14 protein-coding genes are annotated in these 15,125 nt (G+C 68.2%); 7 read left to right on the top strand and 7 right to left on the bottom strand.

Going from position 1 to position 15,125, the window contains the following annotated elements:
* The first annotated feature begins 237 nt into the window (after positions 1-237).
* From FHR84_RS14675 to FHR84_RS14685, 3 genes are all read left to right on the top strand, one after another.
* On the top strand, positions 238-741 hold the full coding sequence (locus tag FHR84_RS14675) for an HNH endonuclease (protein WP_343075284.1): 504 nt from the start codon (positions 238-240) through the stop codon (positions 739-741).
* An 806-nt stretch (positions 742-1,547) separates the two neighbouring features.
* Positions 1,548-1,805: an aa3-type cytochrome oxidase subunit CtaJ gene (gene ctaJ / locus FHR84_RS14680; RefSeq protein WP_179536081.1), complete on the top strand. Its 258-nt coding sequence runs from the start codon at positions 1,548-1,550 to the stop codon at positions 1,803-1,805.
* A gap of 1 nt (position 1,806) precedes the next feature.
* Positions 1,807-2,292 (top strand): DUF5130 family protein, encoded by a 486-nt coding sequence (locus tag FHR84_RS14685; protein ID WP_179536255.1) that lies wholly within the window; start codon positions 1,807-1,809, stop codon positions 2,290-2,292.
* Between the two features lie 131 nt (positions 2,293-2,423).
* Here FHR84_RS14685 and FHR84_RS14690 read toward each other — a convergent pair whose 3' ends face one another.
* Together FHR84_RS14690 and pepN are read right to left on the bottom strand one after the other, a co-directional pair.
* Positions 2,424-3,176 carry a response regulator gene (locus FHR84_RS14690; protein ID WP_179536082.1) on the bottom strand — a complete coding sequence of 251 codons (753 nt, stop codon included), beginning with the start codon at positions 3,174-3,176 and terminating at the stop codon, positions 2,424-2,426.
* A gap of 288 nt (positions 3,177-3,464) precedes the next feature.
* Positions 3,465-6,041, bottom strand: coding sequence for an aminopeptidase N (gene pepN, locus FHR84_RS14695; protein ID WP_179536083.1), 2,577 nt, complete (start codon positions 6,039-6,041; stop codon positions 3,465-3,467).
* A 460-nt stretch (positions 6,042-6,501) separates the two neighbouring features.
* Here pepN and FHR84_RS14700 point away from each other — a divergent pair, with 460 nt between their 5' ends.
* Positions 6,502-7,125, top strand: coding sequence for a mycothiol-dependent nitroreductase Rv2466c family protein (locus tag FHR84_RS14700; RefSeq protein WP_179536084.1), 624 nt, complete (start codon positions 6,502-6,504; stop codon positions 7,123-7,125).
* A gap of 84 nt (positions 7,126-7,209) precedes the next feature.
* On the opposite strand, the gene FHR84_RS14705 is transcribed toward FHR84_RS14700, so the two are convergent.
* Both FHR84_RS14705 and FHR84_RS14710 read right to left on the bottom strand, forming a co-directional pair.
* Positions 7,210-8,025: an MBL fold metallo-hydrolase gene (locus tag FHR84_RS14705; protein WP_179536085.1), complete on the bottom strand. Its 816-nt coding sequence runs from the start codon at positions 8,023-8,025 to the stop codon at positions 7,210-7,212.
* Between the two features lie 200 nt (positions 8,026-8,225).
* Positions 8,226-8,927 carry a 2-phosphosulfolactate phosphatase gene (locus FHR84_RS14710; RefSeq protein WP_343075285.1) on the bottom strand — a complete coding sequence of 234 codons (702 nt, stop codon included), beginning with the start codon at positions 8,925-8,927 and terminating at the stop codon, positions 8,226-8,228.
* A 104-nt stretch (positions 8,928-9,031) separates the two neighbouring features.
* Here FHR84_RS14710 and FHR84_RS14715 point away from each other — a divergent pair, with 104 nt between their 5' ends.
* A complete protein-coding gene (locus FHR84_RS14715) occupies positions 9,032-9,502 on the top strand; it encodes a ribose-5-phosphate isomerase (protein ID WP_179536087.1) in 471 nt (156 codons plus the stop codon).
* Between the two features lie 110 nt (positions 9,503-9,612).
* Complete coding sequence (locus FHR84_RS14720) at positions 9,613-10,419, top strand: Fpg/Nei family DNA glycosylase (protein WP_179536088.1); 807 nt, start codon at positions 9,613-9,615, stop codon at positions 10,417-10,419.
* 37 nt (positions 10,420-10,456) lie between these two features.
* On the opposite strand, the gene FHR84_RS14725 is transcribed toward FHR84_RS14720, so the two are convergent.
* A complete protein-coding gene (locus tag FHR84_RS14725) occupies positions 10,457-11,197 on the bottom strand; it encodes a hypothetical protein (protein WP_179536089.1) in 741 nt (246 codons plus the stop codon).
* A 373-nt stretch (positions 11,198-11,570) separates the two neighbouring features.
* Between FHR84_RS14725 and FHR84_RS14730 the strand changes: the two genes are divergently transcribed.
* Positions 11,571-12,821 carry a YeeE/YedE thiosulfate transporter family protein gene (locus FHR84_RS14730; protein ID WP_179536090.1) on the top strand — a complete coding sequence of 417 codons (1,251 nt, stop codon included), beginning with the start codon at positions 11,571-11,573 and terminating at the stop codon, positions 12,819-12,821.
* 31 nt (positions 12,822-12,852) lie between these two features.
* Here FHR84_RS14730 and FHR84_RS14735 read toward each other — a convergent pair whose 3' ends face one another.
* Positions 12,853-13,473: a 2'-5' RNA ligase family protein gene (locus FHR84_RS14735; RefSeq protein WP_179536256.1), complete on the bottom strand. Its 621-nt coding sequence runs from the start codon at positions 13,471-13,473 to the stop codon at positions 12,853-12,855.
* 144 nt (positions 13,474-13,617) lie between these two features.
* Positions 13,618-15,072 (bottom strand): DHA2 family efflux MFS transporter permease subunit, encoded by a 1,455-nt coding sequence (locus tag FHR84_RS14740; protein ID WP_179536091.1) that lies wholly within the window; start codon positions 15,070-15,072, stop codon positions 13,618-13,620.
* Positions 15,073-15,125 lie beyond the last annotated feature (53 nt).

Raw genomic sequence — 15,125 nt, forward strand, 5'->3', positions numbered from 1 at the left:
GTGTCAACTCGGTGATGCGGTGCGGATCACACGTGCGTTCCGGGCGGGTTTTGTGTTCGACTGTTCCCGGCAGACGGTGGAGGTGGTCGAGTGCCCGACCGAAAACCGATCCCGTGCGGCGCTCCGACGGTGACGCCGCCTCGTGGTACTACCACGCGACCCGCGGGCCGTAAGCGTGGCCACAGGCAGCCGCCTTCCGAACGTTCCGAAGGCGCGGGGACCTGGTCGAAGCGGCGGGTGTTGCTGCTCAACACGACGTTCGAGCCGCTGACCGCGTTGCCCCTGCGCAGAGCGATCGTGCTTGTCGTCTGTGGCAAGGCCGAGGTCGTACACGGCGATTCGGCCGGTTCGACCTGGAACTCCGCGACACACAGCATCGAGATCCCCTCGGTCATCAGGCTCAGCAAGTTCGTCCATGTTCCGTACCGCGGTCGGGTTCCGTTGTCCCGTCCGGCGCTGATGATGCGGGACAATCACCGTTGCGCGTACTGCGGCGTTCGTGCGGAAACCGTCGACCACGTCGTTCCCAGAAGCAGGGGCGGCTCGCACACCTGGGAGAACTGCGTGGCCTGTTGTACCAGGTGCAACCGGCGCAAGGCGGACTACACCCTTCGCGAGCTGGGGTGGCGTTTGGCGGAGACTCCGAAGGCGCCACGTGGCAGGCACTGGCGACTGCTGGCCGGTGCCGCCGAGCCCGATCCGCTGTGGCTCCCGTACCTGGGGGAGACGGCCGCGCGCTAGCGGGTAGGACCTCCCGGGGCCGCGTGTTCGGCGTTCCGGTGCGGAAACGTCGTCGTGTCGTGGTGCGCGAGTGGGCGCGCCCGCGAAGAGCGTCGGTGGTGTGCGCCGCGTAGTTTTATGAGCTCGTGCCGTGGTTCGGTCGAGTGACCGCTGATGCGTACTCCCCGGTGGCCGCTGATGCGGACGCCGCTTTGCCCGCTGATCCGGACACCACGCCACGCGCTGATGCGCACCCCCCGGTGACCGCTGATGCGTACTCCCCGGTGGCCGCTGATGCGGACGCCGTTTCGCCCGCTGATCCGGACACCACGCCACGCGCTGATGCGCACCCCCCGGTGCGCGTGTTCGTGGCTCCGGGCGAGCGAAACGGTCCTTCCCCCGAGTGGAGAGCACTCCTTGTGCTTTCCGTGTCCGTTTGGTTCGTTATTGTCACTCGAAAGAGTCAGGCTTTTGGTTGCGGGGCTGTTTTTCACGTTCATCGTTGTTGCCTTTCGTGATCAGAACTGCTCCTGCTATGGATCCGGTCGTATACGCAAGATCCATACAGGTGAAATCTAGAATCGAGTACTGTCCGATACAAGCCGCCAACTTGACCGTCCATGGAGACCGTCTGGTCCGACTCCGTTCAGCGGAAGCGACTACTCCGAACGGCTCAGCACAGTGAAATGGGGCATAGTTACATTTTCGTGATGTGACGGTCGTTCCACGCGGGAGGCGAAGGTGACGTCGTGTTCCGCGGGGCGGGCGCGGGAATCAGCCCCCCAGGTAGTCGACCAGGGCGGAACGGAATCGGATACCGTGCTGGTGTGACTGTCCTGCAGACCGTACTCTTCCTGGCCGTGATCCCGGCGGCCGTTTACGGCCTCGTCATGTTGATCGTGTTGTGGCCGAGGTTGATTCGCTCCGATCGGCGGGCGAGTCAGCAGTGGGATTTCCCGCCGGTGTTGTGGGTCGCCAACCCCGCTGGTGTGAGTCCGAGCAGTCCGCCGCCGGCCGAGCAAGCGGAAGCCGCACCGGGGTCCGAACCCGGTACCGCGAGGGGAGGCGCTCGTGGCAACTGGTGAAATGGCCGAAACCTCGACGAACACGGATCCGGACGGGCTGGAACCGGGACACGCGCTCACGGCGGGTGGCCGACTGTCCATCGCGCGGCGCATCGAACCCGAACGTCCGAAACTGCCCTTCTCGCCCGGGCAGCTCGCCCGGTTGGACGAAGCGCTTACTCTTTCGACCCGCACCACCGGGCTGGAGTTCGCGATCTACCTCGGCGAGTTGGGAGATGACACTCGTGAGCGCGCCGAGCAGATACACGCCGATCTCGGTGAACGAGCCCCGCGCGGGGTGCTGATCGCGGTCTCTCCCGCCCAGCGACAGGTGGAGATCGTCACCGGTGAGCACTCCTACCGCCGGGTTCCGGACCGCTCGTGCAACCTCGCCGTGATGAACATGGTCGCCTCGTTCAAGGAAGGCGATCTGATAGAAGGACTGGTCAGCGCGCTGCGGATGTTGTCGGACGCGGCCGGAACGGATTTCGAGACCGGACACGAGTAGTGGATGGTTCGCGGCCCGCTCGGGTGGTCGGGGTGCTCGGCGTCCCCGGAGACCGCTCGGCGGGCTCCGCGGTACCGCCCCGGTAGCGGCGTTCCCCGGCGCGGGAACCGACTCCGGACCGTGCTTTCAGCTCAGAGCAGGCCGAAGTTCTGAAAGTGCCGGAACATCTCGTACGTCGAGTGGGTGGTGGCCACCGCACCGAGTTGGCGAGCCTGGTCGGCGTGCTGTATCTGTCCACGATGAGTCCCGAAGATGACCAGGGGAATCTCCACCCCCAGGTCACGAAGCTCTCGTAGCAGAGTGAGCCCGGCGTCGTTGCGCCACCGACCGTCTTCCTTGCGGACCATGTCCGAAACGACCAGGCGATAGGGCCGCTCGGAAATCTCCGCCACCGCTTCGGCCGTCGTCGCCGTGATCGTCACCCGGACTCCGTTGCTGCGCAGCTGTTCGACCAACAGTGCATGGCTCTGGGCCCGGTCGGTCACCCACAACACGGCGAAGGGCTCGGGACCGCTCGGTGCCTGCACGGGGGGAAACCGCTCGGACTCGACGGGTTCCCCGTCCAGCTCGACTCCCGAGGGCACCGCGACGTTGCCCGCCGGTTCGAGGGGTTGCCCCGATCCGCTGGCTACGGAGGCGGCGTTCTCCTTTTCGTCGAGCCGTTTGCTCAGGATGCTGAGCTGCTGCTGCAGGTCCTGGATCATTTCGTTCTGCTGGTCGTTGAGTTCGTGGAAGGTCAGCCGTTGACCTCCGACCTCGAATTCGAGTTCGCGTCTTTCCGCCGTGCGCAACACCCTGCCGATGGCACGCCGGAAGAGCAGCAGCAGTAGCAGCGTGATCAGCGGCCACAGCAGTGTGGCGATGGCGGTGATCAACTCTGGCATGGGGCGCTCCACGACACGGCGGACGTACTGTGGTCACAAGCCTACGTGTCGTGATCGAGCGATTGTATGGGCTCGCCGGGGGATCACTTCAAAAGTCCTCCGGTGTCCCGCGGAGCCCGCGGCGAGTTCAGCGAGATCCGCGCGCGCGGCCTTCCCCCGCGGCTGCACCGGTTGTCCGGAGCCGGTCGGTTCCGCTCCGATCACCGGGGCCCGTTGCGTTCCGATGCCCGGGCGTCCGGCGCGGCGCGCCGCACCGGACGCCCGTGACTCGGCAGCGGGTGCCCAGGGTCAGGAACGGTCGGCCTCCCTGGCCGCGAGAGCGCGAACCACACCGGCCCTGCCCTCGGAGACCAACCGGCGCAGCGCGGACGGGTGCTCCCCGGCGAGCCAGGCGTCAGCGGCCTCTACGGTCCGGGGGTCCACGGCCCAGGAGGGGAACAATCCGATCACCGTCGGCTGGGCGCGTTCGCTGGAGCGCCGTTGCCACACGTCGTCGATCTCGGCGAAGTAGCGCTGAACGTAGGGAGCCAGCAGCTGCTGCTGTGCGGGGTGCTGGAACCCGGAGATCACCGCTTCGTTGATGGCGTTGGGCGACTCGTCGTCGTGCACCGCACGTTGCCAGGCACGTTCCTTGGCTTCCTCAGTGGGGATCAGGGCCCTGGCTCGCTCGGCACGCCGCTTTCCGGTGGCGGTGGAATCGGAGGCGAGCTCGGAGTCGATCTCCGCTTCGTCCGCGGCGCCGTGCGCGACCAGAGCCTGCAGCAGTTGCCAGCGGAGGTCGGTGTCGACCACGAGTCCTTCTAGTTTGTCCGTGCCGTTCAACCAGCTCCGCAGCACCGTCAGCTTGTCCTCGTCGAGCTTCGCCCCGGTGAGCGCGTTGACCAGGGCGAGTTGGTGATCGGAGCCCGGCGCGGCGGCGCGGGCCAGCTCCAGCAGCCTGTCGGTGTAACGCTGCCAGCCCTCCGGCTGCCAGGCGGGATCGCCGTAGGATCCCAGTGCTGTCCTGGCCTGGAGCAGGACCCGCTGGACCACTCCGATCTCGGTTTCGGCTCCGATCCCTCCGGAGGCATCCTTGCCGAGCACGAGATCGACGAAGTCGCGTGCCCGCATCTCCGCGTCGCGTGTCATCTCCCAGGCGGTGGACCAGCACAGGGCGCGCGGAAGCGACTGGTCGATATCGGCGATCCGGTCGACCAGGGTAGCCAGGGACCCCCGGTCCAGCCGCATCGTGCAGTAGCTGAGGTCGTCGTCGTTGACCAGCACCAGTTTGCCGCTTCCCACCCCGACGAGCTCGGGGGCGTGGGTGCGTTCTCCCGAGACGTCCATCTCGGTCCGGTGAACCCGGACGAGTTTGCCGGTGTCCGGGTCGTCGTCGTAAACGCCGACGGCGACCCGGTGGGTGCGGTGCTCGCCCCGGCCCGGCCGGGCCGGGCCCTGCACCACGGTGAAATCACTGAAACGTCCCTGCTCGTCGGTCTCGAACTCGGGGCGCATCACGTTCAGGCCGGTGGTTTCCAGCCACTGCGCGCTCCACCAGGACAGATCCCTGCCCGAGGCTTCCTCCAGAGCAGTGAGCAGGTCGGAAAGCTCCGCGTTCCCCCAGGCGTGGCGATCGAAGTAGATCTTCAGGCCACCGAGGAAGTTGTCGAGCCCCACGTAGGAGACCAGCTGCTTGAGTACCGAAGCGCCCTTGGCGTAGGTGATGCCGTCGAAGTTGACCTCCACCGCCTGCAGGTCGACGATGTCGGCCGCCACGGGGTGCGTGGAGGGCAACTGGTCCTGGCGGTACGCCCAGGACTTCTCCACGTTGGCGAAGGTCGTCCACGCGTGCGTGTACTCGGTGGCCGAGGTCTGCGCCAGCACGCTGGCCCAGGTGGCGAAGGACTCGTTGAGCCACAGGTCGTCCCACCAGCGCATCGTGACGAGATCGCCGAACCACATGTGCGCCATCTCGTGCAGCACGGTTTCGGCGCGGCGTTCGTACAGGTAGCCGGTGACACGGGAGCGGAAGACGTAGTCCTCGAGGAAGGTCACGCACCCCGCGTTCTCCATGGCGCCCGCGTTGAACTCGGGCACGAAGCACTGGTCGTACTTGGCGAAGGGGTACGGGACGTCGAAAGCACGCTGGTAAAAGGCGAAGCCCTGCTTGGTTTCGGTGAACAGTCGTTCTGCGTCGAGGTGCTCCGCGAGGGAGGCGCGGCAGTAGAGCCCGAGCGGGATCTCGCCTTCCGGGCCGCTGTAGACGTCACGCCACTCGGCGTAGGGGCCGGCCACCAGCGCCACCAGGTAGGTCGAAAGCGGCGGGGTCGCCCGGAAGACGTGTGTGTTCCGCCCCCCGCCGGAGGCGGTGATCTCACCGGGCGAGTTCGAGATCACCTTCCACGTGTCCGGCGCGGTCGCGGTCAGCTGGAAAGTCGCTTTGAGGTCTGGCTGGTCGAAACAGGCGAACATGCGCTTGGCGTCGGCCGTCTCGAACTGGCTGTAGAGGTACACGCCCCCGTCGACGGGATCGACGAAGCGGTGCAGCCCCTCCCCGGTGTTGGTGTAGTTGCAGTCCGCCTGTATGACGAGTTCGTTCTGCTCGGCGAGATCGGGCAGCGCGATGCCCTTCTCCTCGTCGTAGTCGGACAGGTCCAACCGCACACCGTTGAGCACGGCGCTGTGCACCCGCGCGGCCATCAGGTCGATCCAGGTGGACGCGCCCGGTCGAGTGGTGCTGAACCTTACGGTCGTCTTCGAACCGAAGACTTCCACATCGTCTCCGCCCGCGCCGTCGGACAGGTCCAGTTCGACCGCGTAGGAGTGGACCTGGAGCATTTCGGCACGCTGTTCGGCCTGCTGGCGGGTCAGGTTCGGCGGAGCCACGGATCACCTCGTCGATCGTCGTCGGAAAGTTGCGGGGCACTGAACCCCCGTCGTCCAGAGTCAATCATGCCGGACCGAAATCACGCAGAAGGTCGGTAACGGTCCGCGCGCGGCCGGAGGACCCGCTCGGGAGGCGGTGACGAGCCGTCCCGGGACCCGTGGCGGAATGCTGCGTAGCTGGTCGGGTATCCGTCACGTGAGTAGGCAGCTCGGGAGCGTTGCAGGACATCTCGAACAGCCACCCACGCCACGTGTGCCCTGCCGCCTTGCGCTGCATCCACCTTCACGGGCCGGGGCGTCTCGCTCCGCGTGGGCTGAAGCACCCGAGCGGGACGATCCCCTTGGCGGAGGTCCGACGGAAACGTTTTCCACGGCGGGAACATCGTGGGAGACGTGGTGGTTGTCCTTGCGGGATTCACGGTTACACCCGCTTGGGTGAGAAGGATGGAGAGGTGTGCCCATGAGCACTGCCGAGCAGACGAGTCGTCCCGAGGTCTACTTCTATTTCGATCCGATTTGTCCGTTCGCGTGGGTTTCCTCGCGGTGGATGCTCGAGGTCGAGCAGGTCCGGGACATCGATCTGCGCTTTCGGGTCATGAGTCTGGCCGTACTCAACTCGGGTCGAGATCTCGGGGAAGAGTACGAGGACATGATGGCCAAGGCGTGGAAGCCGGTTCGTGTGGTGATCGCGGCGGCCGAGCAGCACGGCAACGAAGTACTGTCCCCCTTGTACACCGCGATGGGGACGCGTTTCCACAACCAGGAGGACAAGGACTTCGATCGGGTGATCTCCGAGTCGCTGGCCGAGGTCGGTCTGCCCGCATCGCTGGCGGAGGCCGCGAACAGCGATGAGTACGACGAGCAGCTGCGTTCCAGTCACCACGCGGGCATGGACCCGGTGGGCGACGAGGTCGGTACCCCGACCATCCACGTGGACGGGGTGGCCTTCTTCGGACCGATCACCACCCGGATCCCGCGCGGTGAGCAGGCCGGCGAGCTTTTCGACGCGGCGCGCTCCCTCGCGAGCTACCCGTACTTCTTCGAGCTCAAGCGGACCAGGACCGAGAACCCCCGGTTCGACTGAACGGACCACCGACCGTGCGGGACTGCTCCGCGGCGGACCGGTTCCTCCCGTCGTCGGAGCATCCCCGCGGCAGCGGGCCCGGCCTCAGCCTCGGTCGACTCGTCCCAGGGCGGTGCGCATGGTCTCCGGTGGGTACGGGCCGCGCTCGACCGCTTCTTCCGCGGTGATCCCACCGCGGGAGTAAGCGGCACACAGCTCGGCGACGGCGCGGAGCTCGTCGCGCTGCTCGGCGGCCTGTCGACGGCTCATGGGGGTTCCGTGGCCGGCGACGATTCGTTCGGGACCCCCGCGCAGTGCCACGTCCAGGGTGCCCGGCCAGTCGAGCGGCCGAGCGTCCCCGAAATCCGGCGCGGCACCGCTTTCGAGCAGGTCCCCCGCGAAGAGGACGGAAGCGTCCCGCACCGACACGATCAGGTCGTGATCCGTGTGACCCGGGCCGGGATGGGCCAGCCGTGCCGTTCTGTTCCCGAGGTCGAGCTCCACGGGATCGTCCACGAGACGATTCGGCGACCGCACTTCGGTGTTCGCCAACGCTTCGGCCCTTTCCCGGTCCCCGGAGGCGCGGTAGTGCTCGACCCACTCCGCCCGTTGGAGGTCGACCGTCCTTTCCAGGTGAGCCGGGAAGTTCACATGGGCCCAGCGAGGTTCCTGCCCGAAGGCCGCGGCTCCGAAGCAGTGGTCGAAGTGCGCGTGCGTGAGAACCAGCTGCCAGGGCAGCGCGGTAACCGCGCGCACCGCCGCGGCCAACTCCTCTCCCTGGGCGCGGTCGCCTCGCGCGTCGACCACCAGTGCCTGCTCGTCGCCGAGTACCAGTCCGACGGTCAGATCCAGTTCGGCGTAACGACGAATCAGGACCCCGTCCGCGAGCTCCCTCCAGCGGACAACGTCTTCACCGGTCACGGGGAGAAACGTCCAATCCGGTCGTGTCGCTCGGTGTCGGGGCGGTCCCGCCCCGAAAGCCGGGAGCGGCCCGTCCGCCGATCGTACCGACTGACGCTTTCCTGTCGTGCTGACGACCGGTGTGGCGCTTCGGCGCCGGCAGCGCCGAGCCCCCACGCCGTCCAACGGCGCCGCCAAGCAGACCAGCACCCCGGCTGCTCTCAGCGGTGGCTGAACACCCCCGCGCGCAGCCGGGGCGCCCTCGTGCTCGCGCCGGTCTTAGCGGCGAGCTCGACGTCCTCGCCGTAACCCCGGGAAACGAGTTCGCGTCCCGAATCGCAGTACCGGATCGCCCGTCGAAGGTCCGTGGTGCTCCGATAGCTCCGCGCGGCGGTGCCCGCCTCCACGGAGCAGGATCCGAGCCCGTTCGACAGCGCCGAGATGATCGCGCCCGCTCCGAGCAGGTCCTCGACCGCGAACCGGAACGCGCCGTTCCCGCGCAGCTCGCCCGCGGCCACCACCCCTATCGGGCCGTTGCGCGCCGCTGCCCCAGCGGCAGCGGCCACTGTCCCGGCGTTGCGCAGGCAGCCGGTGAACACCACCGCCCCCAGTTCCGAGGCCTCGGAGCACAGGGCGGCTCCGTTGGGCGAGGCCAGTCCGACCAGCGTTCCCCCGGGGACCCGTTCCAGAGTGGAGGGGCTCAACGAGTAGCCCCCCTGCTCGCGGGCCCCGGCGAGTACGGCCCCGGCCGCCTCCGCCGCGTCACGCGCCCGGTCGTCGTGGTGGGGCAGCGGAAGCACGTGCGCGCCCGCACCGGTCGCCACGTCGACCGACGTGGCGAACGAGAGAACGTCGACCACGACCAGTACGGCGCAGTCCGCGCCGAGCCCGCGCAAGCCTTCGAGCCCCCAGTCGAAGCGCACCGTGTGACCGGATTGCACGACCGCCGGATCAGTCGGCTCGTGCGACATGTTCACCCCCTGACCGGGTGACTAAGGTACGGGAAACGGTTTGGCACACTACAAGAGTGCGCGTCTATCTTGGTTCCGATCACGCCGGTCTCGATTTGAAAACTCACCTGCACGAGCGGTTGGACCGACTCGGCTATGAGGTGGTCGACGTAGGCCCCTTCGTCTACGACGCCGAGGACGACTATCCGCCGTTCTGCGTCGAGACGGCCCGCCGGGTGGTCGCCGACGCGGGGAGCCTCGGCCTGGTCATAGGAGGATCGGGCAACGGCGAGCAGATCGCCGCGAACAAGGTTCCCGGGGCCAGGGCCGCGCTGGTCTGGAACCAGGACACGGCCAAGCTGTCGAGGCAGCACAACAACGCCCTGCTCGCCGGGATCGGTGCCCGCATGCACACGATCCCCGAGATCGAGCAGTTCGTGGACGTCTTCCTGACCACCGAGTTCGAAGGCGGCAGGCACCAGCGCAGGATCGACATGCTGGCCGACTACGAACGCAGCGGCGAACCCCCGGAACTGCCCGCAACATGATTCCGTGAGTCGGCCGAGCCCGCCGACGTCCCCGCCACGCGCGGTGGACGTCGGCTCCGGGAAGCGCGTCTTCTTCATCTCTCGATCGTGTGATTGGTGGTGCCGTTCCAGTGCCGGAAGGACACATGCTGCACCGGCTCGCCCGGCTCCACCAGCAGCGTTTCGCGGGGAACCCGGTCGGGGTGCACAGTCCCCAGGGACGTTTCGCCGCGGCGGAGGAGCTGGACGGAGCGACCTTCGAGCACGCCGAGGCACACGGCAAGCACCTCTGGCACTTCTACGGGGACGACAGGGTGGTGCACGTGCACCTCGGGCTGTACGGCAAGTTCACCGAGTCCCCCGTGCCGCTCGAACAGCCGCGCGGAAAGGTCCGGATGCGGTTGGTCGGCCCCACGCACGGCACGGATCTGCGCGGTCCGGCCGCCTGCGAGGTGCTCTCCCCCGACGAGGTGGAGAACCTGCGGGCGAGACTCGGGCCGGATCCGTTGCGGGAGGACGCAGACCCCGAGCACGCCTGGGAGCGGATCACCCGCTCGCGCTCCACGGTCGCGGCCCTGCTGATGGACCAGACCGTGCTGGCAGGAGTGGGCAACGCCTACCGCGCCGAAGTGCTGTTCCGGAACTCCTTGCCTCCGCGGTTGCCCGGGCGTTCGCTGTCCCGGCCGCAGTGGGAGGCCGTCTGGGGTGATCTGGTGAGGTTGATGTCCGGAGGGGTGCGGACCGGCCGTATCGACACCGTGCGGAGCGAGCACTCGCCGGAGGCGACCGGAAGGCAGCCCCGCCGGGACCGGCACGGCGGCGAGGTCTACGTCTACCGCCGTGGCGGAGCTCCGTGCCTGGTGTGCGGCACCCCGGTTTCCACGGCGGAACTGCAGGGGCGAAACCTCTACTGGTGTCCGAGCTGTCAGGCGGACTGAGCACGCGGGCCACGTGGCCCGCTGGGCTTTCCTGCGGTCAGAAGCCGCCGAAGTCGAATCCGTCCATGTCGAACTCGCCGCCGTCCCCTCCGGGGGCGTCCGCGCCGCCGTCGGCGCCGTCCCCTCCCGCGTCCCCGCCGGCGTCCTGGCCGGCGGCAGCTTCGGCGGGAACCCCGGACATGCCGCTGAACAGGGCCCCCATCAGCAGGAACGAGCCCATGCCCCAGGCTCCCGCTGCGAGGGCGGGTTTCCACCACGGCTCGCTGTACCAGCCACGAGGCACGGGCCGCCCCGCGACCCGGCCTCCCGGGTAGTAGTGCGGAGTGCGCTCGCCGGGTTCGGGTGAGGCGGCCTGCTTGCCGCCGTTGACCTCGACCTCGCGGTACTCGGTGACCGCCCCCGCTTCCCGCTGGCCGCTGATGTCCGGAAGTTCCGGTCCGGGGTCCATGTCCATGGCGGTCCGCGCGGCGCGCACGTAGTACAGCCCCTCGAGAGCGGTGCGGGTGGTCAGCCTGCACTGCTCCGGTGTGTCCGCCCGCTCCAACTGGGAGCCCGCGGCATTGTGCCGCTCCGCGGCGTCGGCCAGGGCCTGCTTGGCCGGTTCGGTGCTCCCGACGAGATTGAGTACCTGGCCGCCGAGACGTTCGACCCAACGTCGGGCGTCGGCCTTGGCGTCGTCGAACTCACGCTGCCTGACGGTCGTGCTGTGGTGGTACCACCACAGCAGTCCGGCCAGCAGCAGAACGACGATCACGATGAGTGCCGCTGCCGTTCCCATGGCTCCCTCCCACCGAGACGGGACACGACTCGGTGACGTCGACGATACGCGTTGCGCCGATCCCCCCGGAGTTCGAGCGTTCGTTCCCGCGCGGTGAGCGGATCCCCGTCCGCGGGAGCGCCCACGGGTGTTCCGGTATGTGGGACACGGAGGTGCGCGGGAAGAACGGGAGGCGACAGCGCGTTCCCCCCGGCGATGTACCGACTTCCGAATCGGCGACCCGTTTTCCGGACGTGCCTGTTCGCCCAAGCACTGCAGTGCGTGGACAACGGCTTCTGAGCGCCTGCCGGGAACCGCGGTTCCCGCTCCCTGACCCGGCCCCGTCCGTACCCGCTCTCAGGAACAAGTTCTCACCCGGATCGGAGAGTCGAACGTGTCCGTTCAAACCCCGGAAGTCGAAGCGACGAAGGCCCCTGAGCCGGAACGGAGACTTCCGGCCGTTCAGAAGACCCCGTTGATGACCGGCGCCGTGCTCGCCGTGGCACTCGGAACGGCCACGGCTGCCGTGGGCGGCTGGCGGATGTTCGTGCTGTACCTGCTCGGACTCGCCTTCGGCCTCGTACTCTTCCACGCGCGGTTCGGCTTCACCTCGGCATGGCGTCAGCTGGTGTCGGTCGGCCAGGGACGCGGACTGCGCGCTCACACGCTCATGCTCGCGGTCGCCTGCGTGCTGTTCGCCCCGCTGCTCGCGGGCGGCGTGGGCATCGGAACCGCCCCCGAGGCCTCGGTCTCCCCGCTCGGGGTCAGCGTGCTCGTCGGCGGGTTCCTGTTCGGGGTGGGCATGCAGATCGGGGGGTCCTGCGCCTCGGGAACCCTCTACAACGTCGGGGGCGGGCAGACAGCGATCGTGTGCACACTCCTCGGCTTCGTCATCGGTTCGGTGCTCGGGGCGTGGCACTTCGCCTTCTGGACCTCCGCGCTGCCCAGCGCCCCGTCCTTCTCCCTGGCCACCAGCACTCCGCTGGGCTACCTCGGCGCCGTGCTGCTCAGCCTGGCCGTGCTCGGAATCATCGCGCTCGTGACCGTCGTGGTGGAACGGCGCAAGCGGCCGCCGCGGGTGCCCCGTCCGGCGGCCGCCACGGGGATGCTCAGGGCACTGCGCGGCTCGTGGCCCCTCTGGGCCGGCGCCGTCGGTCTCGCCGTGCTCAACGCGGTCACCCTCGTGGTCAAGGGAAGCCCCTGGGGAATCACCTCGGCGTTCGCCCTCTGGGGTTCGAAGCTCGCCCGGGCGGCGGGAGTGAACGTGCAGGACTGGCCCTACTGGTCCACTCCGGACAACGCCGCCGCGCTGAACGGGTCCGTGCTCGCCCACGCCACGTCCGTGATGGATCTCGGGATCGTTCTCGGTGCCCTGCTCGCCGCTGCCGTGGGAGGAGCGTTCGTGCTGCACCGCCGTGTGCCGGGCAAGGTGGTGCTCGGCGCGATCATCGGCGGCGTCCTGATGGGCTACGGGGCGCGGATCGCCTACGGCTGCAACATCGGTGCCTACTTCGCCGGTATCGCCTCGTTCAGCCTGCACGGCTGGTTGTGGGCGATAGTGGCGATCATCGGCACCTACGTCGGCCTGAAGGCGCGGCCGCTGATCGGGCTCACCGTCCCGAAGAGGACGGACTCCTCCTGCTGAGTGACCGGGGCGGCCACCCGCCCCGGCCGGGTCAGCCGGACAGTTCCACTTCGCCGATCCTGTTCCACTCGCTGCACGCCTGCTCGCGGTTGAGTTCCACCAGCGAGATGGCGGGCACGCTCAGCGTCACGGGGTCGGCGACAGTGGCGTCGAGTGTCGCCTTGGCGAACACGGCGGGACCGTCCGCCGTGGCGTAGGCCAGGCTCACGTGCTGGTCGATCTCGTCCGGTGTCTCCGGGGGCTCGGAGCCGAGCACCTCGGCGGTGACCTCGCGCAGTCGTCCCCGCAGATCCGTCAGCGTGGCCTGGGGTTCGGCGGGCAGCGCCAACGACTCGGAGAGCACGAGCCCGCCGTGGAACGACAGCGACAGCGGGGCGAAGGAGGACAGTCGTTCCCGCGCCGCCCTGAGCAGCTCCTCGGCACGTCCTGCCGGGGCCTGTTCGTTGTCCTCGACCTCCTGCAGAAGGATGTGCATCCACTCCAGCGGAACCGGGTCGAACCCCGGCAGGTCGCGTAGCGAGTACTGGTACTGGTTGGCCAGTTTGCGAAGTTCGGGGCGGTCCCCGAGGGGCAGCAGCCAGGCGAGGCTGCTTCCCGATCGCAGTCCTCGGTTCCAGGGTGCGTGTTTGCGGACCTGATCGGCGTGCGGCATGTCGGTCACTCCCGGATGGTGCCCCGTCGGATCGGGACGGGGTCGAAACGGCACGGTTCGCGCGAAACGACGGAACCGTCGCTTCGAATGTCGGTCATCTCGTCCCCAAGTCTGCCGTCCCGGCTTCGCCGGACGTGATCGCCGTCAGCCGACCGAGGAGCTCCGGCTCCCGGTTGTCGCCTCGCGGTCGAGCGTGGCCACCGCGTCGGCGTCACGCACGCGGGCGGTCAGGACGAGACCGAGCGCTCCGAACACCACGGGTACCAGGAAAGCCCCGTGGAAACCGGCCATTCTGGCCTGGGCGACCGCCTGCGGGTCGGTCGGTGTGACCCCGCCCATGGCGGAGTCGGTGAACATCACCAGCGCGCTGGCGACCACCGCGGTGGCCAGTGCCGTGGCCACCTGCCGACTCACGTTGAACAGCGAGGTCGCCTGGCCCATGTAGGCCCCCGTGGTCTGCGCGAACGCGGCGGTTTGCAGCGGGGTCATCAGCATCCCCATCGCGCACCCGAGCAGCACCAGCGAACCGACCAGGCTCCACAACGAGCTGGACAGGCCCACGAACTGGAACGTGCCCGCGCTGACGAGCAGTACGGCGAATCCGCCCGCGATCAGCCGTCGTGGACCGATGCGGCCGTAGACCCTGCTGACCAGTTGGGTGACCAACAGCATGGACAGGGCTTGGGGCATCAGCACCAGCCCGGCCAGCAGCGCCGATGTGGAACGCAGGTTCTGCAGGTACAGCGGAACGAGGAACAGCACTCCGAACATCGAACCCGTCTGGCACAGCAGCAGCAGATTGCCGGTGCCGAAGATCCTGTTGCCGAGCAGCCGCAGGTCCAGCATCGGGTCCGTGGCGCTGAGCTCACGCCAGACGAGTCCGGAGATGAGCAGCGCGGCCGTGATGAGACAGCCCCAGACGACCGGGTTCGCCCAGCCCAGTTCGGCCGCTCTGTCGAGGCCGAAGAGCAGCGTGGCCAGCCCGCAGCCCGCCAGCAGGAACCCTGGGAAGTCGAACCTCGCCGGTTTCCTCCCGCGCTCCTCGACGAGGAAGAGGATCGAGCACAGCAGGGCGAGAGCACCGACGGGGACGTTGATGAAGAAGATCCACCGCCAACTGGCGGTCTCGATCAGCGTCCCACCGAGCAACGGTCCCAGCGCCGGTGCCGCGGTGATCGGTATGGCCAGGATCGCGGAGGCCTTGGCGCGCTCCTGGGCGGGGAAGGCGCGGAAGAGCATCGCCTGCCCGACGGGGACCAGCATCCCACCGCCGATTCCCTGCAGGAAGCGGGCGGCGATCAGGGTTTTGATCCCCGGGGCCGCTCCGCAGACCACGGATGCGGTGGTGAACACGAGTACCGCGAACTGGAAGGTTCGCTTGCTTCCAAAGCGGTCGGAGAACCAACCCGAGGAGGGGATGAACACGGCGAGGCTGATCATGTAGGAGGTCAGCACCCACTGCAGCGTGCCCGCACCGACCTCGAACTGCTCGCCGAGGGTGGCGAGGGCGACGTTCAGGATGGTCATGTCCAGGATCTGCATGACCAGGGCAAGCACGAACGTGATGCCGACCAGCCATTTGTACTCGAGCCGTCGCAACGGCGCATCGCCTCCGTAAGCGCGTTGGTGGGAAGACCCCCGGTGGTCTCCGC

This window comes from Actinopolyspora biskrensis, assembly GCF_013408175.1.
GTDB classification, from domain to species: domain Bacteria; phylum Actinomycetota; class Actinomycetes; order Mycobacteriales; family Pseudonocardiaceae; genus Actinopolyspora; species Actinopolyspora biskrensis.